Source organism: Cupriavidus sp. (assembly GCF_057315035.1).
Genome location: NZ_DBHKYV010000029.1, coordinates 67,454 through 85,829 on the forward strand (window position 1 = coordinate 67,454; position 18,376 = coordinate 85,829).

Below are 18,376 nucleotides of genomic sequence, written 5' to 3' on the forward strand. Positions count from 1 at the left end.
AATACCTTCGTGGACACCTTGCTCAAGGACGACGCGTCTCTTGAGGGTGTGCGTCGTGCTTTCCGGAATCTTGAGGAAGCTGTGGTCCAGTCGCACCAATCCCTGCAAAAACAGAAAGAGCAAATCGAAAGGGATATGAAAAATGGTGGAAGAGCCACAAAAAAACGGTTCCATCTTTGACTTCCTCTATACAGACCACGAGCGTCTGAAATCTTGGCTTGCCCAGACTTTTCCTGATGGCATTCCGCATTCCAGTAAGAAAACTTCCGTATCGGGCGCGAACAGCGGCTTAGAGATCGGAGGTAGTGCGGATGTTACTGGTCAAGTCAGCGCTGTCTTCGCCAAAAGTGGCGTGAAAGGCGGTGCCCAAGGCAAGATGAGTAGCAATGAAAACGCATCACGGTCTCACGAGCAGACCTTTGACAACAGTTGGGCCCTTCCTGTTGATGTGCTGGATGTTTTGCAGGAGCAAGGCTATATCCAACGCGATCTCCGGGCGGCCCAAGTTGGATCATTAGTTCTGGTATCTGGAGCACCACAACTAATCGACATCAAGTTCATGCAGGACATTTGGGATCCTGCAATCACCCATCTCACTAGCCAGGAAAAGGTCACCCACAAGAATAAGCATCAGATCGTCGAGGTACGGTCCCAACTGAAGAACATAGGCGACCTTCTTCGTGTGATGCCCCCGTACCCACAGATGACACTGGTGGACATCGACGGGAACCAAGTTTGGGCGTGCCTCAAGCAGGAACATCTTTTAATTAGTAGTTCTGCACTAGCACTTGCCCACGGATCTTTCGTTCGGGAAACCTGGCACGTCCTGGCGGCCGTGGATGCGCTGCCCGATGAACAAGTCGAGCACGCGACCACGCCACCGCCCCAGCAGTCCCAATTGATGGCCGCCGCCGCCGAGATCATTGGGCAAATGCGCGACCTAATGGGTCGCTCCTCCACGGCCTATGCCGTGACGCCAGTTTTGATCTTCCGCGCTATAAATCCGCTACCGGAATAGTTCAGCGATTGCCCCTCATAAAAGGCCCGCTCCTTCGCGGGCTTTTATTTTATCTATTGCTATTACCACTTCGGTAAAAACATTCAATCGCAACTGTTACCTTTTTGGTTTGCCTTGCTATTACCGATTAAGTAATATGTCTTCACGCCGCTGACGTTCACAGCGGTTCGCTGGAGACAGAGATGCCAACCGCCCTTCCCACCGCCGCTGCATACCGACACGCCCACGAAGCGCACCAACGCGCTTCCGGCGGTCAGGTGGTCGCAGTCCGCACCCTGGTGCGCGAGACGGTGACCCGGATCCACAACCGCGACCATTTCGAGTTCCGCGGCGCCAACGAGGATTCGGTCTACGAGGCCGCACTCGACAAGAAGAATTCGCTCGACATCTACCGCTCGCCGGCCATCGCCTACCGCTATTGGGAAGGCGACGAGTACGTGGTGATGGTTCGTTGCTTCGGTCTGGACTGAGGGGGCGCGCCATGTCCATGACCACCCAACAGGCGTGCATTCGACAAGCTGCAGCGGAGAACAAGAACGCCGAACTGCTGCGCGAGCTGCGCCACGCGCACCAGATCATCAAGAACGCGCTGAATCTGATGACCCTCGACCAAAAGTTCGACTGGGGCACGGCTAATGCCCGCGATGGCGTCGACGGTGACGGCATGACCCGTTTCCACGAGCGCGAGGCCGTCATAGGCAAGACCACGGGAGTGCAATCGTGAACCGCGATTTCTTCCTGACCGCGCTGCTCATCTGCATTGCACCGCCGCTGGTGGTGCTGACCGCCACCCTCATCAGCCGGGTGTGGCAATGACGCGCCGCCCGTCTGCCCGCCGCGCTGTGGCCGAGCTACTGGCCCTCTGGGTCGGCACCACGCTCGCCATGGCCGCCGTGTTCTTCGTCTACCAGTTGGCCAGCGCAGAGCCGAGCCAGCGACCAACCGCATCCCGGAGTTCCACATGAGCGCCGCACCGATCGTGCCGGGCAAGTCGTATTTCGTCCACGGCGCGGGCCTGTCCCTCACTGTGATCGCCGCAAATCCCGTCGACGCCATCTGCGTGGCGCTGGACATCATCCTGGAGTCATTGCAATGAGCACCATCACCGTTCGCGCGTCCAGCTGGGGCGCCCTTTTTGACTGCGCATACCGCTGGGAAGGCATTCACCTACTCGGCATGCGTAACGTTGTCGGCTTGCGCGCCGCGCTGGGCACGGCCATTCACGCCGGGACTGCGGCATTCGACCAGAGCCGCCTCGATGGCTCGGGCGTGAGCGCTGACGATGCCGGCGCCGTCTTCGTCGACAAGCTCCACGATCCGGAGAACGAGTACAACCCAGCCAGCGACGACCTCACCGTCAAGGATGCCGAGCGCATCGGCCTGTCACTGCTGACGCAGTACTGCCTGGAAGTGTCGCCGCGCTACGACTTCGTCGCCGTCGAGATGGAAACGAAGCCTCTCGATATCGACTGCGGCGGCGGCACCGTGGTGCGCCTCACCGGAACCATGGATCGCGCCCGGATTCGCCGTACGGCCATCGGCGTCGGTATTGCCGACCTCAAGAGCGGTTCCGCTGCAGTTCAGAAGGGCGCGGCCGTCACCAAGGGCCACGGCCCGCAGATCGGCACCTACGAACTGCTGTACGAGCACTCGACGGGCCAGCCTGTCGAGGACAGCGCCGAGATCATCGGCCTGAAGACAAAGGGCACTCTCGAAATCGCCACTGCGCCTGTCAGGAACGCAAAGCGCGTGATGCTCGGCACCGAGTCCATGCCGGGCCTCATCGAGTTCGCTGCCGACATGTTCAAGTCCGGCCGCTTCTACCCCAACCCCAAGTCCTTGCTGTGCTCGGACAAGTACTGCCCGCGCTACGGCAGCTGCCAATTCCACGACTGAGAGCCCACCATGAACGCACCCGCTCAACAACTGCAGGCCATCAAGACCGCCGGCGCCGCCGTGTCTATGATGCCCGACCAGGCCGTCGACATGTTCACAGAGCGCGGCTTCACGCTCGCCAACCGCATCGCGAAAGCGTACGCCAGCAGCGACGCCGTACCGGCCCAGTTCCGCTCGTACAACCTGAAGAAGGCCGGCAACGAGGAGAACTGGATCGAGAATCCGAACGCCATCGGCAATTGCCTGGTGGCCATCGAGGTCGCGCGCGCCGTGCGCATGTCGATCACCGCGGTGATGCAGAACGCGGACATGATCGAAGGCAAGTTGCGTTGGTCCGGCAAGTTCGTGATCGCCGCGATCAACGCGTCGGGGCGGTTCACTCCCCTGCGCTTCCAGGCAGTCAACCGCGGCCGCATCGAGGCCAAGTACAAGGAAAAGACCGGCTGGGACAAGGAAGCCCGGAAGCCGATCTTCGCCGAGCGTACGGTCGAAGTCGACGACATCGAATGCATCGCATGGGCGCTGCCGAAGGGCGTGCAAGAACCGCAGCTGACGCCAGACCTGCTGCGCAAATACCCGAATCGTCTGCTGGATCTGTACAAGTCCCTGGGCATGCCGGTCATCGAGTCCGCGCCGGTCACGATGAAGATGGCCGTCGAAGAAGGCTGGTATGGCAAGGCCGGCTCCAAATGGCAGACCGAGCTGCGCGCGCTGATGTTCCAGTACCGCGCCGGCAGCTTCTTCGGAAACATCCATGCGCCGGACATCGTCATGGGCATGGGCCGCACCTCTGAGGAAGAGCGCGACGTCATCGACATTCACGACGACGGTTCCTACACGGTTAGTCGAACCACGATCGACGAACTGCGCGACCGCGCACCGGCTGCCGATGTTGTCGAACCAAAAGCCACCCCAGCGGCTGCCGAAGCTACCGTTGAAGTTCAGCAAGACAACGTAGCGCCTTCAGGTGGCGACCAAAGTGCCCCGACAACTGTCGATGGCCCGACGCTCACGTTCAAGGACGTGAAGCACGAGCTGCAGCAGGCGGAAAACGCTGAAGACCTCGACTTCGCCAGAAGCCTGATCAAGCAAGTGCCTGACGACAAGGACCAGGCCACGTTGCACCAGCTCGCCTCGCAACGCATGCGCGATCTGACGCAGCCAGCCGAGAACGCCGCGCCTGCCCAGCAGACCGCACGCCGCCAGCGCGCACCCATCAACGCCGACTGAAACACCTGTGAGAGAGGACTGCCCGCGCGGACGGCTGTAGCGCGGGAGGAAGAACAGTGCCGCGCCGCCGAATGCTGAGGCGCGGCCCGAACGCAGACACGCACACCAGGACACCGAAATGAGCCAATCGCCCGAAATGAAAGCCACGATGAACATGACCGCCACCACCCTCGGCAAGGACCTGCTGTCCGCCCTCGTGTTGGAAATGAAGATGATGCCGGACACGTGGGTGAAGCTGTCCGAGAAGAAGCAAAACGACATCATCGACCGCCTGCGCAACCGCGTCGACGCGTCGGTGAAGATGGCCGTGCACCTGATCGCCGCCAACGGCCGCACTGTGGTCCAGGGCGATCTGGACAAGATCACCATCAAGGACGGCGCCCAGGCGCTGATCAAGATCGGCAAGTCGGTGTCTGCCCTGCACGAATTGGCAGAGGCGCAGGGTCAAGCCGTGCTGCTCGTGCTGAGCGGTGGCGACAGCCAGTACACGAGTGGCATGGACGAGGTGAGCGGAGAGTCCGACCAGCGCTCGTTCGAGATGGGCCGCGAATACACCGACGGCGATGGCGACGGCATGCCTGACGCCGGTGCGCCTACCGACGACAACGTAGTCGATGCCGAATTCAAGGAAGTCCCCGCGATCGAGCACCAGCCACTGAAGGAAGAGCTGGATGCCTCCTACGAGGAAGGCTACAAGGCCGCGTCCGAAGGCAAGGCGGAAAGCGATTGCCCGGTCGTGGCCGGCCCGCTGTGCATCGAGTGGGTGAAGGGCTGGAAGGATTGGCACGACGAGCACCCGGAAGAGGATCCGCTGTACGCCGACGTCGAGACCTTCGTCATCGCGAAGCAGCGCGTGTCCATCAGCCAGATCCAGCGCCAGTTCGGTATCGGCTACAACCGCGCTGCCCGCCTGGTTGAGCGCCTGGAAGCCAAGGGCGTCATCAGCGCGGCTGACGCAGCAGGTCAGCGCAAGGTCCTGAAGAGCACTGAAGAACAGGAAGGGTAAGCAGCCATGCAGATCACCGCCATCCACGCCCGCAACTTCCTCGGCCTTCGGGCGGCCGACATCATCCCAGCCACGCCGGTGTCGCTGATCTGCGGCCCGAACGGCGCTGGAAAGTCCAGCCTGCAGGAAGCCGTCCGCCTGGCCCTGACTGGCGAAAGCGTGCGCGTGAGCCTGAAGAAGGAATACGGCCAGCTGCTGCACGATGGCGCAGAAACAGGTACGGTCGTCGTATCCGCTGGCCCGCAGGCCAACAGTATCGCCCTGCCATCGGGCAAGCTGACCGCCGGCCTGCAGACCGATCCGCGCTTGCCGTACGTGCTGGACGCACAGCGCTTCGCCCGCCTCGAGGTGAAAGAGCGCCGCGCGTTCCTGTTTGACCTGATGGGCCTCAAGCTCGGTACCGACCTGGTGCGCGAGCGCTTGGTGGCACGCGGCTGCAACCCCAAGAAGATCGAGGCGGTGCTGCCGCTGGTGCGCGCCGGTTTCGACGCCGCGGCGAAGGAAGCCCAGACCAAGGCCACCGCTGCCAAGGGCGCGTGGCGCGCCATCACTGGCTTGACGTACGGTTCTGTGAAGGCCGGCGACTGGAAGGCCGACGTGCCTGCAGGCGCGCCAGCCCCGGAAGACGTCAATGCAACGATCTCCGAGCTGCAGGCCGACATCGCCGAGGCGTCGACCGAGGCCGGCGACATGCAGCGCCAGCTCGGCGAGATGGACGCCGCCGCGCGCCAGCGCGCCGCCCGCGACACGAAGATCCGCGAGCTGACCGACAAGGCAGTCGGGCTCGCCAAGGCCCAGGAATCGGTCGACCGCGCGCAGGCCGAGCGCGACGAATTCCTGCCCAAGGTCGAAGTCCTGCGTGCGGCGGCCGGCGGCAAGGCAGCGGGCATGCCTTGCACCTGCCCCGAGTGCGGCGTGCTGCTGCAGTACCTTGCTGGCCAGCTAGCCCTGCGCGAACCGACGCAAGCCGACCCTGAGGCGGCTGGCCGCCTGCCCGAATACGAACGCAGCCTGACGGTGCTGGAGAACGCGCTGAAGAGCCGCACCGCCGAGCGTGCCGCGGCGAAGGCCGCCGCGACGCAGCTCGACCTGCTACGCAAGGATGCCGCCGCCGATGCCGGCGACGATGACGCCGAGCTGCGCAAGACGATCGAGGCTGCGCTGACCAAGCTGCAGGAAGCAATCGCTGCTACTGGCAAGCAGCTGGAAGATGTGCGCGCGGGCCAAAGGGCTGTCGCACAAGCGGCAGAGCAAACGAAGCTGGCGTCGCAGCACCACGCCGACGTGGTGGCGTGGGACGCGCTGGCCGACGCGCTTGGCCCGAGTGGCATTCCCGCGGAGCTGCTGGCCGAAGCGCTGGACCCAATCAACGACCGGCTCGCCGCCACGGCCAACATGACCGAATGGTTCCGCGTAGGCATCGAGGCGGACATGACCATCACAGCGGGAACCGGCCGTGCGTATGCCCTGCTGTCCGAGTCCGAGAAGTGGCGCGCCGACGCAATGATCGCTGAAGCCATCACCCATCTGACTGGGCTTCGCCTGCTGGTGCTGGACCGCGCTGACGTGCTGATCGGCGCCGAGCGCGATCGCCTGTTCTGGTGGCTGGACGATCTGGCCGTTGATGGCGCGATCGACACTGCCCTGGTGTTCATGAGCCTCAAGTCGCCGCCCGCTGGCCTACCTGACGGCATCACGGCGTTCTGGATCGAAGACCACGAGGTCGGCACCGTAAGGGAGGCCGCGTGATGGTCAGCACCACCAAAATGATCCAGCGCCTGGAAGGCCTGCTGGGGACGAAAGACCTGACCGAATGGGAACAGGGATTCGTCCGTTCGCTGGCCTCGCGCATGCATGCCGGCGAGGTAACCAGGCTCACCGGCGACCAGGTCGAAAAACTCGACGAACTCCACGGGAAGCACTTCGCATGAATGCCATCATTTTCGACACCGAGACCACCGGCACGAACGAGCCCATCGTCATCGAAGCCGCATGGCTGCGCCTGCGGGATCCGTTCACCTTGGCCACCGCCGAGGAATTCGAGCAGCGGTACAACCCCGGAAAGGGGATCGAGCTGGGCGCGCTGGCGACCCACCACATCCTCGACGAGGAACTGGTCGACTGCCCGCCGTCGTCGCTATTCGAGCTTCCGGCCGATGTGGAATACCTGATCGGCCACAACGTCGACTATGACTGGAAAGTCATCGGCGAGCCGCCGGTAAAGCGGATCTGCACGCTGGCGCTGTGCCGACACCTGTTTCCCGAGATCGACTCGCATACCCAGTCGGCGATGCTTTATCTGTTCGAACGCGATCGTGCGCGCCAGCTGCTGCAGCGGGCCCATTCTGCCAAGAACGATGTGCTGAACTGCCGCATTGTCCTCGACTACGTGCTGAACAAGCTTGGCCTCACTGATTCCTGGACGTGGGAAGACGTGTGGGAAGCCAGCGAAGCCGCGCGCGTCCCGACCGTCATGACCTTCGGCAAGCACAAGGGCATGCGCATTGCAGAGGTGCCGCCGGACTACAAGTCGTGGCTGCTTCGCCAGCCGGACGTTGATCCGTACCTGGTCAAAGCCCTCAAGGGAGAACGGGAATGAACACCCAGCCTCAACGCCGGATCATCCGGCTGCCCGAGGTCTGCGAGCGCGTCGGCCTGGGCAAGACGGCCATCTACGGCCGCATCAAGGACCAAACGTTTCCCTCACCTATCAAGCTCGGCCGCGCCAGCGGCTGGGTCGAGGAAGAGGTGCAACAGTGGGTCGACGATCAGATCGAAGCCACGCGCGGGAAGCACTGATGTCATCCGAATTCGCACTGGCCATCAGCGTCGTCGCCGTGATCGTCTACACCGCCGCGAGCGTGTATGCGGCGCGGCGCCAGGCGAAGTGGATGGCCGAAATGGAACAGAAATTTAAGAGCAGGGAGCTGTGATGACTGACACCACGAACAGCCAAACCGACAAGGCGGCAGCTGAACGCGTGTTTCAAGGCGTGCTGCGCCAAGCTGGTGACATTGACGACTTCGAGCAGCGTCTAATGCGCGATGCATGGGATGCCGCACTGGCTTACTGCGCCCGCCACACCGCGATTCATGAGACAGAAGCATCGCGCGACGTTCTCGCCGAGCGCCACCGCCAGATCAGCGCGGAAGGCTGGACACCCAAACATGACGACAAGGCCACCGACGGCGCGCTGTCCTTGGCTGCCGCAACCTATGCCCTCCACGGCCTCCTGCCCACGCGCGGCAGCCTCCCGTTGACCTGGCCGTGGGCCCCGGAAGGATGGAAGCCCAGCGCTCCGCGGCATAACCTGGTCAAGGTCGGCGCCCTCATCCTTGCGGAGATTGAGCGATTCGACCGTGCGGCCGCCGGCGAGGTGCGTGCATGATCCGCCGCGAGTACAACAGCTTCGGCTTCTGCTGCGGGCTACACAGGTTTCCCGCTTTCGGCTGCGACGTCCTTCAAGATTCTGAGTTCTTTACGAATAAGGTGTGCGAGGTTCGACAACTGCTGGGAGAGATAGTCTTCGGCCTCGTTCGGCGGCAATTGAGTACGAGCGATATGAATGACCGCGATCACCTTGTTGGTGGTGTTCCGAGCGACCAGCAAAGCTATAGCGTGTCGCTCTTCGAGTTCCGACATGGGCAACATAGATATCGCTGCTCGAAGGTCGCGGAATTGCTCCATCGCGTATTCGCCGAAGCTGTTCACGAAAGTCTGCTCGCAGGATTTTTGCAGCGCTGCTGTGATGTCATAAAGCTGTTGCACCGTCCACACCGACAAGGTCAGTGCCTTTTCGCGCCTAGCATTCTCTGCTGCCTTCTCCCGCGTCTTGTCCAGATGATGCTGCACAAAGACGACGCCGAAGGCACCAATGATCGCAACCAACGAGGCAACGGACTGTGCGAGCGCAAGCCAGTCGCCACGGTGAAAAGAGTCCATAGACGTCCCCCATATTTTTGGAGGGCATCCTAGCATGCTGACCAACCACTGCTACCAGGGCGACTGCTGCGACATGGTGCATCGCCTAAAGCAGCTTTCCATCCTCATCGAACAACCCCTCGATTTCTTCGGGAGGAAGGATGCCTTCAGCCACCATTTGGCGGAGGTCGTACATTTCCCGCTCGATCTCTTCCTGGAGGGACAATTGGCCATTCGCTTTCCGGATCGCGTTGATGGCCCCGACTTTCCCCTGAAGTTCAAGGGTCATGCCCATGAGCTTGACCATGGTCTCGGGATCCGCGTGTTCGCCGAGGATTTCCGTAAGTTGTTTTCGAAGTTCGTCCATCCCGGTCGTATCGGCACGATGGGCGAAAACCTTGAGGCTCACCAATGAAAGAACGCCCTATCCTCTTCAGCGGCGCCATGGTGCGCGCCATCCTCGACGTCCGGAAGACGCAGACGCGGCGCATTGTGAAGCCGCAGCCGGAAATCAACAAGCAAGGGAACCTCACAGGCGAATGGCTGAGCAAACCGCTCGACGGGCTGCTACTACCTCGGCTACAGGACATCACTATCCATTGCCCATACGGCCAGACTGGCGATCGCCTGTGGGTGCGCGAGACATGGGCACAGCCTGCGCCACTCGATCCAGGCCCGACCGTCTACCGCGCTGACTATCCTGCCTGCGTGCCGGCCGGCTTCGAGAACATCCCGCCGGCAGACTCCATCACGTGGAAGCCAAGCATCCACATGCCGCGCTGGGCCTGCCGCATTGAGTTGGAAATTGCCGGCGTGCGCATCGAGCGGCTCAACGACTGTAGCGAGGCAGATGCGATTGCGGAGGGCATCGCGTCGGAACTGGAGGGATGGACGGACTACAGCAATCCCAGCTGCCAGATGTGCCTCGATCCTGTGGATTCGTACCGGACGCTTTGGGACAGCATCAACGGCGCCGGCGCCTGGGCGGCCAATCCGTGGGTCTGGGTGGTCGAGTTCGGGCGCGTTTAGACCGAATTATTCAAAACCAATAATTCAGTTGAACCCGCCCTCGCCGGACGTGCTCTAAAAACCGGATTTGAATAGCGCAACGATGGCAACTACCAGGGCAACTACGGAAATTGAGATCGACAAAATGGCCCCCCAGCATGCCCCACGTCCGGAATCAGAACGAGTTGAAGCCTGCAACACCACTCGCTGGCTTCGCTCCGCCACGAACATTGAAGCCGCCCGACGCTCCCATTCCGCAATCATTGCTTGGTTTGTGGCATCAAACTGACCTTCAGTGCGCATCATCGCGACTTTCCCGAAACCTAAATTGTCAACAAGGGCCTGGACCTCTTCTATGTTCTTGAATGACATTTTTTAGCGCTTAATTATTGCGCGACCTCTCGTAGCACGACGTTTATGAGCAATTATTCAATGCCAATAATTCTACTGCCCTGCCCGTTCTGCGGGCTGCCTGGCCAGATGAAGACCTCGCAAGGCTGGTCGGCAGTAAGCTGCACGGACGTCGCGTGCTGTGGCCATCAGATTGCGCTGACGCACAAGAGCGAGGAGAGCGCAGCGGCGGCGTGGAATCACCGCATACTCTTCGCACACGAAACTGGCAGAGCGGCTACAGACTACGCGCTTAAGGATCGGTAGGTTTTCCCGCCACGCTTTCTCCCCACTGAAAACCTCTCGGAAGCATGCGCCTTTAAGGGATGACGCGCGACTTGCGCGGTCTCGCAGTTTTCTTCAGAGACTCGGTAGCTTCCCCGACGCCATAGAGGCCAAGCAGTTGCTTCGCCAAAAGTGCGGTCGTCTCGTGCTTCAACTGCGCGTTGTCATCAGGAATATTCGCTATTACTTGGACTGCCATACCCACCGCATTAATTCGCTCAAGGACAGTCACATATTCCTTGGATTGTGACAGTATCGATCGATAGATCAACAAGAACGAACCGCCGATAAAGCTGATGATCACGCCGGAAGCCGCTCCCACTACCGCCACGGGTAGCGATTCAGGTCGTCCAATAGCCAAATTCAAGCCATATAGAATGAATAAAAATCCTGCCAACATAACGATTAATGTTAGCCAAAATATTGATCTAACCTGCGCTAGATTTCTGTCCAGATAACTTTCGAGCTTAGTTCTCGCAAGATCCCATGCCAACTGTGGCTTTTCTGGATTGGCAATCGCTTTTTCTTCAACACGTTCAATCCGCTCTCTCGTCGCCTTCGATTCAATCCATCCCTTAATAGTCGCAATGACAACTCCTAAAAAAGCAGCTGCAATAGGTGCCGCAGCGCCTGCGAACATCTCCAACGGAAGACTAAAAGCAGCAGTAATACTAGACATTCATGCCACCAATTATTTAAAGGCCAAAGAATCCAAACGATCCGCCCATGCTTGCATCATCTGGCGGCGCTCCGTGAGGTATTGCGCGTGATTATAGGCGGCGCGCACCTTGTTGCGCTCGACGTGGGCCAACTGGCGCTCGATGACGTCCGATCGGAAGCCCAGTTCGTTCAGCGCAGTCGACGCCAGGCCTCGGAAGCCGTGGCCAGTCATCCGTGAGTGGTATCCCAGGCGGTACAGGGCATACAGCATCGTGTTGTTGCTGATGTGGCCAGTCTTGCCGCGCGGGCTGTAGAACACATACGTGCGGTGACCGGTGATCTCGCGCAGTTCCTTCAGCACCGCCAGCGCCTGCGTGGATAGCGGCACCACGTGCGGGTCGCGCATCTTCATCCGCTCGGCCGGCACCAGCCACTCGGCCTTTTCCTCGTCGATCTCATCCCACTGGGCCTTGATCATTTCCGTGGTACGCACGAACGTCAGCGTCATGAGCTGCAGAGCCAGGCGCGTTACCTTGTCGCCCTCATAGCCATCGATGTCGCGCAGCAGCTGCGGCAGGTCGGCCAGGGGCACGCGGGCCTGGTGCTGGACGGGCGCCTGCTTCAGCACGACCTCGCTGTCGATGTCGGTGGCCGGGTTGCGATCGCACAGGCCATAGACGATGCCGTACTGGAACACTGCCCGCATGCGCTGCAGTACGCGCTTCGTGGTATCGCGGACGCCGCGGGCCTCGATCGCCTTCAGCAGGTCCAAGATGGCCGGCGCGCGGATGTCGGAAATGGGAGTGCTGCCCAGGACGGGAAAGACGTCGTTCTCGAGCGAGGCGAGAACCTTGCCGGCATAGACCTCGTTCCAGCTTTCCTTCTGGGTCGCATGCCAGTCGCGGGCGACCGCCTCGAAGGAATTGCCGGCGGCGATCTTGGCCGCGCGGCGCTGGTCCTGTTTGACCGCGCCAGGATCCTTGCCCTCGGCAACGTGCGACCTGGCCGTCTCGCGCTGCGCGCGGGCCTGGGCCAGCGTCACGCCAGGGTAGGTACCAAAGCCGAGCCGATTCTCGGCACCGGACGGGCGGACGTATTTGAAGCGCCAGAGCTTTCGCCCATCTGTCATGACCTCCAGATAGAGGCCACCGCCGTCGAACAGCTTATAGGCACGCTCGCGCGGCTTGGCGTTGCGGATTTTGGTGTCGGTGAGAGGTTCGACCGTACGGGGCATCGCGTAGGGGCACCGATAATCGGGGCATTAGAGAATGCCCCAAAGAATGCCCCAAAAAGTGACGGATGCCAACGGTTTCCCGCGAACTTTGGTGAACGTCGAAAGGCCAAGAGGCCTTAATTTACAGCGGGAGAGAGAACTTCGGAGAACTGCTGCGGACTTCGTTATGGTCCCGCCGACAGGAATCGAACCTGTATCTAGCGCTTAGGAGGCGCTCGTTCTATCCATTGAACTACGGCGAGCGGACCGTCTGCATGGCACCCGCGCCGCGCTGGGGCGGGCGAGTCGGAAGACGGGGCGCAGTATAGCAAACTCGGCCAGTGCCGGAGCACGATGCTCGCTTCTGCGGCGCTCGCGGTGGCGAATGCGGGTGCTGGCGGTGCCCTGCGCGCAACGGCGGTGGCAGGCGCGGACGCTGCGGCTGGTGCAGCTTTCCCAATCGATCAGTCCGGACATGGCAGGCTCCCTGGGTAGTTTGGTTGGGGAATGGATCAATCAGGCTGCGCGCAGGCCGCTGTGGCGGCCGGCGTGACGGCCTGACACCAGCAGCGCGCGTACCAGTTGCAGCACGGTGGCCACGGCGGCGCCGGGATTGCGCAGGCAGGTTTCCACCTGTTCGCTGCGCCCCCGCCCCAGCAGGCACCACGTGCAGAAGTGCTCGCAGTTGTTGGTCAGCAGGTGATACTGGCTTTCGCCCAGGCGGCTGCGGGCGCGGGCCACGGCTTCGGCGCCGAGGTAGCGTGCGCAGGGTTCGTACTTGACGGCCACGCCATGGCCGTGGGCAAACTGTTCGATGGAGGTTTCCTCGACCGGCGCGGCATGCAGAGTGTGGCAAAAGCCGGCATAGTGGATGACGCGGCCGTGGCCAGCGTAGATACCATGGTGAACGTAGCCATTGCGTTCCGTCACGAGATGGGCACCGGGCAGATAGGTGTCTTCCAGGCAGTCGGCTTGTTGTTGGTCTTGGGTGTTCATGGCAGGTCTCGGTTTGGTGTCTGTGGCGGGCAGCCAGTGTTGCGTTGTTGCCCAACCAACCGCATCAAGCGTGCCAGCGGCACTGATCCACGGCGCGACAATGGTTTGCGGGAGATCAACCGAATTTGGAGTACCGGGGTCGTTGGTCAGTAACCAACGAAAACCTGCGCAATGTGTTGGAAATTGACAGTCATCGGCGTACCAGCAGCCGGACCGGCGCAAGGTAGTAGCCAGTACTCCCCTACTACTGGTCGACTACTGAACGATGACTTGACTGACGGTGGCCGCCCACCAGTGTTGGTGGCCGGTGTTGGTCTGGCCCCAACCGCGAATGAGGCCGTTACGACGCAATCCGGATGAGAACCGCCGTCGGCATCACCCTTGGCCCATGGCACACCGTTTGCTCAATACAGGCACGCAACAATCAGCTGCCTAGCTTCAGGAGACGATCATGGCAACGCTTATCATCCGCGACCTCAACACCCACCACGAACTTGATTTCCGGGCCATGTCCGCCATCCGGGGCGGCGGTGCGCCCTGGGTTTTCGGCTGGATCCAGCCCTATGTTGCATCGCGCCCAAGCACGTTGCCCGTCGTGAACTTTTACGAGATCAACTACAGCTTCTATGCTGATCAGATGAACAACCAGTTCCAGAACATCGACGTCCATAACAACGCGCCGAATTCGAACGTTACGGTCGACGCCAGCATGGATGCCCGCAACAAGGGCCGGTTGATCTAAGTCCTGCGGCACGCAGCGGCAGGGCTTTCGCGGTTACCCCAAACATCCGGCTGCCCCGGGGGCGCCATTCGCGCGGAGCGGCAACGGTCCGCGCCGGAGCATACCGTGACCTGCGTATCGCAATTCCGCTGGGCCTCGGCCGCCTGTACAGACGTCGGCCGGGTGCGCGAGCGCAATGAAGACGCCTGCCTCGACCTTTCCGAGCGCGGCATCTGGGCAGTGGCCGATGGCATGGGCGGTCACGCGGTGGGCGACTTCGCCAGCCGCGCGATCGTCCAGGCACTGTCGGGGCTACCCGCGCCGGACAGTCTCGAACACGCCGTGGAAAGCGCGCGGATCGCGATCCAGACCGTGAACCAGTTGCTGATCGAGGAAGCCGTGCGCATGCAGGTGCGCGTGATCGGCAGCACGGTTGTCATGCTGCTCGCATGCGAACGCCAATGCAGTTGCCTGTGGGCCGGTGACAGCCGGCTCTACCTGTTCCGCGACGGCCATCTGAAGCAGCTCTCGCGCGATCACAGCCAGGTGGAACGGCTCAAGGCGCGCGGACTGATTACGGCCGAGGAAGCCAGGCACCACCCCGCCCACAACACCATTACGCGCGCGGTCGGTGCCGCCGCCTCAATCGACCTGGAGCGGTTGACGCTCGAGATTGGCGATGGCGACATCTTCCTGCTCTGCAGCGATGGCCTGAGCAACGAGGTTCAGGACGACCAGATCGCCGCCGTGCTTGCCACGGGTAACGATCCTGCGCGACTGGCCGACACCCTGCTCCGCCAGGCGCTGGACAATGGCGGACGCGACAACGTGTCGGTGGTGGTGGTACGTGCCGACGATCTAGGCGAGGGCTCCGACATGACACTGCTGAATCCCGAGGTCTGACGATTTCTCCGAGGCGAAGAATCCGCTGAAAACACGGAATTTTCGTGCCGATTTTCAGATTTATCCCCGTTTGCATCGGTTCCTGGCCTGTCCAGAATGGCCGGCATGCCTTACAACGAGATGATCTGAAATGCGCATGCCAGCCAATCGGAGCCGCCTTCTGCGGCAACTGCTCCTGCTTCTGGTCGTCGCCACCGCGGCGCCATCGTTGTCCGCTTATCCACCAACCGAGTATTACTTTGTAGACACCCCCGACCCGAACGAGCCGCCCTACCCGACTCGCGAACTTGCCTGCGAGCGCCTGAACAGCGTGTTCCGTGGCTCGTGGTCATACGACGAGGAGTCGGGGCTATGTCTCGATCTCCGTCCCGACGGCTCGTACACGCGCACCAGCGTGCTTACCCGTGCATGGCTCTGTGCACCGCATGGAAACACCCCGAATGATCACTTACCGTGGAAAGAGCAATGTGGTGGGCCGTTCTTCTGGTCGCGCGACCAGCAAGTCAGCCGGATCGAGGATCAGAGCTGCCCCGTTGGCAATGGCGTGACTGCCGGCACCGGCACCATGACGATCACGGAACCCGATATCCCGGCGACCACGCACGTTCCTGCCCTGGAGAGGACATATCGCTCCCATGTACCGTTTGACGCTGCCGACACATTCGGCCGCAACTGGATGCATCAGTGGAACCGCCAGCTCGAACTACCCGGGGAAACCGGCACCACGCTCACCGCCTTGCGTGGCGACGCCACCCATGTCACGTTCAACAAGCAAGGCGATGGCTGGCAAGCGGCCAGCAGCCGCGATACCGTGGCTCCGTTCGCGCTCGGCAATGGCGAGTACGGCTGGCAATATCGCCGTGCCGTCGACGACGCGGTGGAAACCTACGATGCACGCGGCAGATTGCTTCGCGTGGCCGAGCGCAACGGCCAACTGACTACCTTGACATACAGCGACGCCAGCACCCCCGCCGCCGTGGCAGGCAAGCCCGGCATGCTGCTGCGCGTGGCAAACCGGTTCGACCAGGCCTACGTCTTTACCTATGATTCGGAAGGCCGCATCAACTCGATTACCGATCCGTCGCAGCGCACTAGCTGGTACAAGTACGGCGAACGTCAGATGTTGAGCGAAGTGACACATGCCGACGCCACGCGCCGCAAGTATCACTACGACGCCATGCCCAGTATCGGTCGGTTCGCAAGGTACCTGACCGGCATCACCGACGAAGCCGGCGTCCGCTTTTCCACCTACAGTTATGACGGTCGCGGCCGCGTCACCAACACCGAGCTCGCAGACGGGGTGGACTTCACCGCCCACCGATACGTCGACGCCAACAACACCACGGTGTACCGCAGAAAGCGCCGAGATTCGCACTATCGCCAGGAAATGATTGGCAATACCATGCGGCCGGCTGGCATCTCTGGCCACTCGACACCAGGTGGCGCAACCAAATCAACCTATTACGACCCCTCGGGCAACCTGGTTGGCACCGTCAATTTCAAGGACGTCGCGACGCAATACGCTTACGACGAGCGCGGCAGGGTAACGCGGCGCGTTGAACAGGCGGGCAGCCCTGCCCAGCAGATTTTCACGACCGAATGGCATCCGACCCTGAACGTTCCAGCAAGGATCGCCATGCCGAATCGTATCGATACTGCTGAATTCGACGAGTTGGGCCGTCCCTCCAAACATTCGTGGCAAGCCACCACCGATAGCAGTGGCATGCGTGGCTTCGACGCCGAGCGCACTGGGCCCGTATCGAGCATTGCATGGACTTATGACGCCAACTGGCAGATGGCCAGCCTGGTCGAGCGCGAAGACGACCGGATCACCAGCCAGGCGACCTTTACCTACGACGCGCAAGGGAATCTGGCCAGTGCGACCGATTCCACCGGCCGTACGTCTCGTGGCATCGCATATGATGGCTCGGGCCGTTTGCTGGAGGGCATCAATCCTGACGGCGTCCGGATCAAGTACATCTATGACGGGCGCGGCCGCCCGATCGAATACCACTATGGTCGCAACGTAACCACTTATACCTATGATGCCGTCGGTCAGCGCATTGGCCTGGTCACCCCTCATGGCAAGGTGGTTGAGTTCAAGTATGACTCGGTGCACCGGCTGCTCGACGTGATCGAGAACGGCAAGAGCCTGCGTGATCCGGTGCCCGATGTTGTGGATCAGTCCGACGCTCCGGCGGCGGCTTCCGATGATTCGCAGAGTGCCGCTGCTTCAACGGGCATCGCCGCTTCCGCTGGCGGCGCCGCCACCCCTGCCGAACCCGCTCCCGACACACCTGCAGATGCCAACGCGTCGGCCGGCAGCGAAACTTCCACCATCGCCCAGGCATCTCCCGAAGCAGGGACTTCCGACGGCAGCGTTACTGCCGCCAGCGGCGGCGGCAGCGCAGGCAGCGCAGGCAGCGCAGGCAGCGGCGGTAGCAACGACAGCAACGCCGGTGCCAAACCAAACGGTGGCAGTGTCGATCCCGCCCCGAACAACGTCACCGCCAATCCATTCAAGCGGTGGTTTGGCTGGTTCATCAGGTTTCTCGGCTGGCTGTTCGGATCGGCACACGCGAATGTCTCGCCGGCAGCGTCGTCTGCGGCCCCATTGGGGGCGCCAACGTCAATGCCAGGCATCAGGCCGCCACTCACGTGGGATGACGTTTCCACCCATAGCGCCGCCAGGAAACCGTGGCAATGGTTTTCCATCTGGACACAGCGGCTGATCGACGCCTGCCTGGGCAAGCAGCAGAAGGTGCATGCCGGTCAAATGCATGCCCTGGGCCCCGGATATCCGAATCCCGCGATTGGCGACTCTGAAAGATGGGGACCGCAAGACGAGCCTCCCTCCGCCTCGAACGGTGTGGCCATGCTCTATGCCCTGGAAGCCCGCATGACCGAGCAGCAACTCATCGATCGTACTGACGCACTCGTGAAGGCGCGCAGGTACGTCATGGACTCACCTGCACAGGGTGGCGCCTACCCTCCCGGAAGGTCGTTCCGCGGCGTGTTCGATATCCGGAGAAACAGCCAGGAGCGGATCGACGTCGAGATCAAGTCAGGCCCCGCGTTCGTAAAAGTTCGATGAACCGAGGACGGTCAACGAGGAGACGAGATCTGCTG

At 61.6% G+C, this 18,376-nt stretch carries 24 protein-coding genes and 1 tRNA gene; 19 read left to right on the forward strand and 6 right to left on the reverse strand.

Annotated features, from left to right (window positions below):
- Positions 1 to 142 precede the first annotated feature (142 nt).
- The 13 genes from ACO550_RS27575 to ACO550_RS27635 all read left to right on the forward strand — a co-directional run bounded on the left by ACO550_RS27575 (position 143) and on the right by ACO550_RS27635 (position 8,538).
- Complete coding sequence (locus tag ACO550_RS27575; protein ID WP_315596112.1) at positions 143 to 1,018, forward strand: DUF6414 family protein; 876 nt, start codon at positions 143 to 145, stop codon at positions 1,016 to 1,018.
- Between the two features lie 182 nt (positions 1,019 to 1,200).
- Entirely contained in the window at positions 1,201 to 1,488 is a 288-nt protein-coding gene (locus tag ACO550_RS27580; RefSeq protein ID WP_315596113.1) for a hypothetical protein, read from the forward strand.
- 11 nt (positions 1,489 to 1,499) lie between these two features.
- Positions 1,500 to 1,742 carry a hypothetical protein gene (locus ACO550_RS27585; protein ID WP_315596114.1) on the forward strand — a complete coding sequence of 81 codons (243 nt, stop codon included), beginning with the start codon at positions 1,500 to 1,502 and terminating at the stop codon, positions 1,740 to 1,742.
- Positions 1,743 to 1,979: 237 nt separating this feature from the next.
- On the forward strand, positions 1,980 to 2,114 hold the full coding sequence (locus ACO550_RS27590; protein ID WP_315596115.1) for a hypothetical protein: 135 nt from the start codon (positions 1,980 to 1,982) through the stop codon (positions 2,112 to 2,114).
- Positions 2,111 to 2,914 carry a RecB family exonuclease gene (locus tag ACO550_RS27595; protein WP_315596116.1) on the forward strand — a complete coding sequence of 268 codons (804 nt, stop codon included), beginning with the start codon at positions 2,111 to 2,113 and terminating at the stop codon, positions 2,912 to 2,914. Before ACO550_RS27590 ends, ACO550_RS27595 begins: the two co-directional genes overlap by 4 nt.
- Before the next feature lie 9 nt (positions 2,915 to 2,923).
- Positions 2,924 to 4,144 (forward strand): hypothetical protein, encoded by a 1,221-nt coding sequence (locus ACO550_RS27600; protein WP_315596117.1) that lies wholly within the window; start codon positions 2,924 to 2,926, stop codon positions 4,142 to 4,144.
- Positions 4,145 to 4,292: 148 nt separating this feature from the next.
- Entirely contained in the window at positions 4,293 to 5,150 is an 858-nt protein-coding gene (locus ACO550_RS27605; RefSeq protein WP_315596118.1) for a DNA translocase FtsK, read from the forward strand.
- A 6-nt stretch (positions 5,151 to 5,156) separates the two neighbouring features.
- Positions 5,157 to 6,899 carry an AAA family ATPase gene (locus tag ACO550_RS27610; protein WP_315596119.1) on the forward strand — a complete coding sequence of 581 codons (1,743 nt, stop codon included), beginning with the start codon at positions 5,157 to 5,159 and terminating at the stop codon, positions 6,897 to 6,899.
- Positions 6,899 to 7,081 carry a hypothetical protein gene (locus ACO550_RS27615; RefSeq protein WP_315596151.1) on the forward strand — a complete coding sequence of 61 codons (183 nt, stop codon included), beginning with the start codon at positions 6,899 to 6,901 and terminating at the stop codon, positions 7,079 to 7,081. Before ACO550_RS27610 ends, ACO550_RS27615 begins: the two co-directional genes overlap by 1 nt.
- On the forward strand, positions 7,078 to 7,749 hold the full coding sequence (locus ACO550_RS27620) for a 3'-5' exonuclease (RefSeq protein WP_315596120.1): 672 nt from the start codon (positions 7,078 to 7,080) through the stop codon (positions 7,747 to 7,749). The genes ACO550_RS27615 and ACO550_RS27620 overlap by 4 nt, the downstream gene beginning before the upstream one ends.
- A complete protein-coding gene (locus tag ACO550_RS27625) occupies positions 7,746 to 7,949 on the forward strand; it encodes a helix-turn-helix transcriptional regulator (protein ID WP_222156874.1) in 204 nt (67 codons plus the stop codon). The genes ACO550_RS27620 and ACO550_RS27625 overlap by 4 nt, the downstream gene beginning before the upstream one ends.
- Complete coding sequence (locus ACO550_RS27630; protein ID WP_315596121.1) at positions 7,949 to 8,083, forward strand: hypothetical protein; 135 nt, start codon at positions 7,949 to 7,951, stop codon at positions 8,081 to 8,083. The genes ACO550_RS27625 and ACO550_RS27630 overlap by 1 nt, the downstream gene beginning before the upstream one ends.
- Positions 8,083 to 8,538 (forward strand): hypothetical protein, encoded by a 456-nt coding sequence (locus ACO550_RS27635; protein ID WP_315596122.1) that lies wholly within the window; start codon positions 8,083 to 8,085, stop codon positions 8,536 to 8,538. Before ACO550_RS27630 ends, ACO550_RS27635 begins: the two co-directional genes overlap by 1 nt.
- Positions 8,539 to 8,576: 38 nt before the next feature.
- Here the strand turns inward: ACO550_RS27635 and ACO550_RS27640 are convergent, their stop codons facing one another.
- On the reverse strand, positions 8,577 to 9,092 hold the full coding sequence (locus tag ACO550_RS27640) for a hypothetical protein (protein WP_315596123.1): 516 nt from the start codon (positions 9,090 to 9,092) through the stop codon (positions 8,577 to 8,579).
- Positions 9,093 to 9,126: 34 nt separating this feature from the next.
- Here ACO550_RS27640 and ACO550_RS27645 point away from each other — a divergent pair, with 34 nt between their 5' ends.
- The gene (locus tag ACO550_RS27645; protein WP_315596124.1) at positions 9,127 to 9,486 is read left to right on the forward strand and encodes a hypothetical protein; all 360 of its coding nucleotides are present in this window, start codon (positions 9,127 to 9,129) and stop codon (positions 9,484 to 9,486) included.
- A complete protein-coding gene (locus tag ACO550_RS27650; protein ID WP_315596125.1) occupies positions 9,483 to 10,100 on the forward strand; it encodes a hypothetical protein in 618 nt (205 codons plus the stop codon). The genes ACO550_RS27645 and ACO550_RS27650 overlap by 4 nt, the downstream gene beginning before the upstream one ends.
- A gap of 54 nt (positions 10,101 to 10,154) precedes the next feature.
- On the opposite strand, the gene ACO550_RS27655 is transcribed toward ACO550_RS27650, so the two are convergent.
- Positions 10,155 to 10,451 carry a hypothetical protein gene (locus ACO550_RS27655; RefSeq protein ID WP_315596126.1) on the reverse strand — a complete coding sequence of 99 codons (297 nt, stop codon included), beginning with the start codon at positions 10,449 to 10,451 and terminating at the stop codon, positions 10,155 to 10,157.
- Positions 10,452 to 10,511: 60 nt separating this feature from the next.
- On the opposite strand from ACO550_RS27655, the gene ACO550_RS27660 reads away from it, so the two are divergent.
- Positions 10,512 to 10,736, forward strand: a complete 225-nt coding sequence (locus ACO550_RS27660) for a Lar family restriction alleviation protein (protein WP_485995031.1) — start codon at positions 10,512 to 10,514, stop codon at positions 10,734 to 10,736.
- Between the two features lie 52 nt (positions 10,737 to 10,788).
- Here the strand turns inward: ACO550_RS27660 and ACO550_RS27665 are convergent, their stop codons facing one another.
- From ACO550_RS27665 to ACO550_RS27680, 4 genes are all read right to left on the reverse strand, one after another.
- Positions 10,789 to 11,433, reverse strand: coding sequence for a TRADD-N-associated membrane domain-containing protein (locus ACO550_RS27665; protein WP_315596127.1), 645 nt, complete (start codon positions 11,431 to 11,433; stop codon positions 10,789 to 10,791).
- 12 nt (positions 11,434 to 11,445) lie between these two features.
- On the reverse strand, positions 11,446 to 12,648 hold the full coding sequence (locus ACO550_RS27670; RefSeq protein WP_315596128.1) for a tyrosine-type recombinase/integrase: 1,203 nt from the start codon (positions 12,646 to 12,648) through the stop codon (positions 11,446 to 11,448).
- A gap of 167 nt (positions 12,649 to 12,815) precedes the next feature.
- Positions 12,816 to 12,890, reverse strand: a tRNA-Arg gene (locus ACO550_RS27675).
- 253 nt (positions 12,891 to 13,143) lie between these two features.
- Positions 13,144 to 13,623, reverse strand: a complete 480-nt coding sequence (locus ACO550_RS27680; RefSeq protein ID WP_315596129.1) for a lecithin retinol acyltransferase family protein — start codon at positions 13,621 to 13,623, stop codon at positions 13,144 to 13,146.
- A 451-nt stretch (positions 13,624 to 14,074) separates the two neighbouring features.
- Between ACO550_RS27680 and ACO550_RS27685 the strand changes: the two genes are divergently transcribed.
- The 3 genes from ACO550_RS27685 (at position 14,075) to ACO550_RS27695 (ending at position 18,341) form a co-directional block, all read left to right on the forward strand.
- A complete protein-coding gene (locus ACO550_RS27685) occupies positions 14,075 to 14,365 on the forward strand; it encodes a hypothetical protein (protein ID WP_315596130.1) in 291 nt (96 codons plus the stop codon).
- 105 nt (positions 14,366 to 14,470) lie between these two features.
- Positions 14,471 to 15,247 carry a PP2C family protein-serine/threonine phosphatase gene (locus ACO550_RS27690; RefSeq protein WP_315596131.1) on the forward strand — a complete coding sequence of 259 codons (777 nt, stop codon included), beginning with the start codon at positions 14,471 to 14,473 and terminating at the stop codon, positions 15,245 to 15,247.
- A gap of 136 nt (positions 15,248 to 15,383) precedes the next feature.
- A complete protein-coding gene (locus ACO550_RS27695) occupies positions 15,384 to 18,341 on the forward strand; it encodes a DUF6531 domain-containing protein (RefSeq protein WP_315596132.1) in 2,958 nt (985 codons plus the stop codon).
- The last annotated feature ends 35 nt before the right edge of the window (positions 18,342 to 18,376 follow it).

Excerpts from the sequence above, each read along its gene's own strand:
- ACO550_RS27620 (WP_315596120.1), top strand. The coding sequence starts at position 7,078 with ATGAATGCCATCATTTTCGACACCGAGACCACCGGCACGAACGAGCCC.
- ACO550_RS27585 (WP_315596114.1), top strand. The coding sequence starts at position 1,500 with ATGTCCATGACCACCCAACAGGCGTGCATTCGACAAGCTGCAGCGGAG.
- ACO550_RS27615 (WP_315596151.1), top strand. The coding sequence starts at position 6,899 with ATGGTCAGCACCACCAAAATGATCCAGCGCCTGGAAGGCCTGCTGGGG.
- ACO550_RS27600 (WP_315596117.1), top strand. The coding sequence starts at position 2,924 with ATGAACGCACCCGCTCAACAACTGCAGGCCATCAAGACCGCCGGCGCC.
- ACO550_RS27575 (WP_315596112.1), top strand. The coding sequence starts at position 143 with ATGGTGGAAGAGCCACAAAAAAACGGTTCCATCTTTGACTTCCTCTAT.
- ACO550_RS27605 (WP_315596118.1), top strand. The coding sequence starts at position 4,293 with ATGAACATGACCGCCACCACCCTCGGCAAGGACCTGCTGTCCGCCCTC.
- ACO550_RS27610 (WP_315596119.1), top strand. The coding sequence starts at position 5,157 with ATGCAGATCACCGCCATCCACGCCCGCAACTTCCTCGGCCTTCGGGCG.
- ACO550_RS27595 (WP_315596116.1), top strand. The coding sequence starts at position 2,111 with ATGAGCACCATCACCGTTCGCGCGTCCAGCTGGGGCGCCCTTTTTGAC.
- ACO550_RS27660 (WP_485995031.1), top strand. The coding sequence starts at position 10,512 with ATGCCAATAATTCTACTGCCCTGCCCGTTCTGCGGGCTGCCTGGCCAG.
- ACO550_RS27695 (WP_315596132.1), top strand. The coding sequence starts at position 15,384 with ATGCCAGCCAATCGGAGCCGCCTTCTGCGGCAACTGCTCCTGCTTCTG.
- ACO550_RS27590 (WP_315596115.1), top strand. The coding sequence starts at position 1,980 with ATGAGCGCCGCACCGATCGTGCCGGGCAAGTCGTATTTCGTCCACGGC.
- ACO550_RS27635 (WP_315596122.1), top strand. The coding sequence starts at position 8,083 with ATGACTGACACCACGAACAGCCAAACCGACAAGGCGGCAGCTGAACGC.
- ACO550_RS27580 (WP_315596113.1), top strand. The coding sequence starts at position 1,201 with ATGCCAACCGCCCTTCCCACCGCCGCTGCATACCGACACGCCCACGAA.
- ACO550_RS27650 (WP_315596125.1), top strand. The coding sequence starts at position 9,483 with ATGAAAGAACGCCCTATCCTCTTCAGCGGCGCCATGGTGCGCGCCATC.
- ACO550_RS27685 (WP_315596130.1), top strand. The coding sequence starts at position 14,075 with ATGGCAACGCTTATCATCCGCGACCTCAACACCCACCACGAACTTGAT.
- ACO550_RS27630 (WP_315596121.1), top strand. The coding sequence starts at position 7,949 with ATGTCATCCGAATTCGCACTGGCCATCAGCGTCGTCGCCGTGATCGTC.
- ACO550_RS27645 (WP_315596124.1), top strand. The coding sequence starts at position 9,127 with ATGCTGACCAACCACTGCTACCAGGGCGACTGCTGCGACATGGTGCAT.
- ACO550_RS27665 (WP_315596127.1), bottom strand. The coding sequence starts at position 11,433 with ATGTCTAGTATTACTGCTGCTTTTAGTCTTCCGTTGGAGATGTTCGCA.
- ACO550_RS27670 (WP_315596128.1), bottom strand. The coding sequence starts at position 12,648 with ATGCCCCGTACGGTCGAACCTCTCACCGACACCAAAATCCGCAACGCC.
- ACO550_RS27680 (WP_315596129.1), bottom strand. The coding sequence starts at position 13,623 with ATGAACACCCAAGACCAACAACAAGCCGACTGCCTGGAAGACACCTAT.
- ACO550_RS27625 (WP_222156874.1), top strand. The coding sequence starts at position 7,746 with ATGAACACCCAGCCTCAACGCCGGATCATCCGGCTGCCCGAGGTCTGC.
- ACO550_RS27640 (WP_315596123.1), bottom strand. The coding sequence starts at position 9,092 with ATGGACTCTTTTCACCGTGGCGACTGGCTTGCGCTCGCACAGTCCGTT.
- ACO550_RS27655 (WP_315596126.1), bottom strand. The coding sequence starts at position 10,451 with ATGTCATTCAAGAACATAGAAGAGGTCCAGGCCCTTGTTGACAATTTA.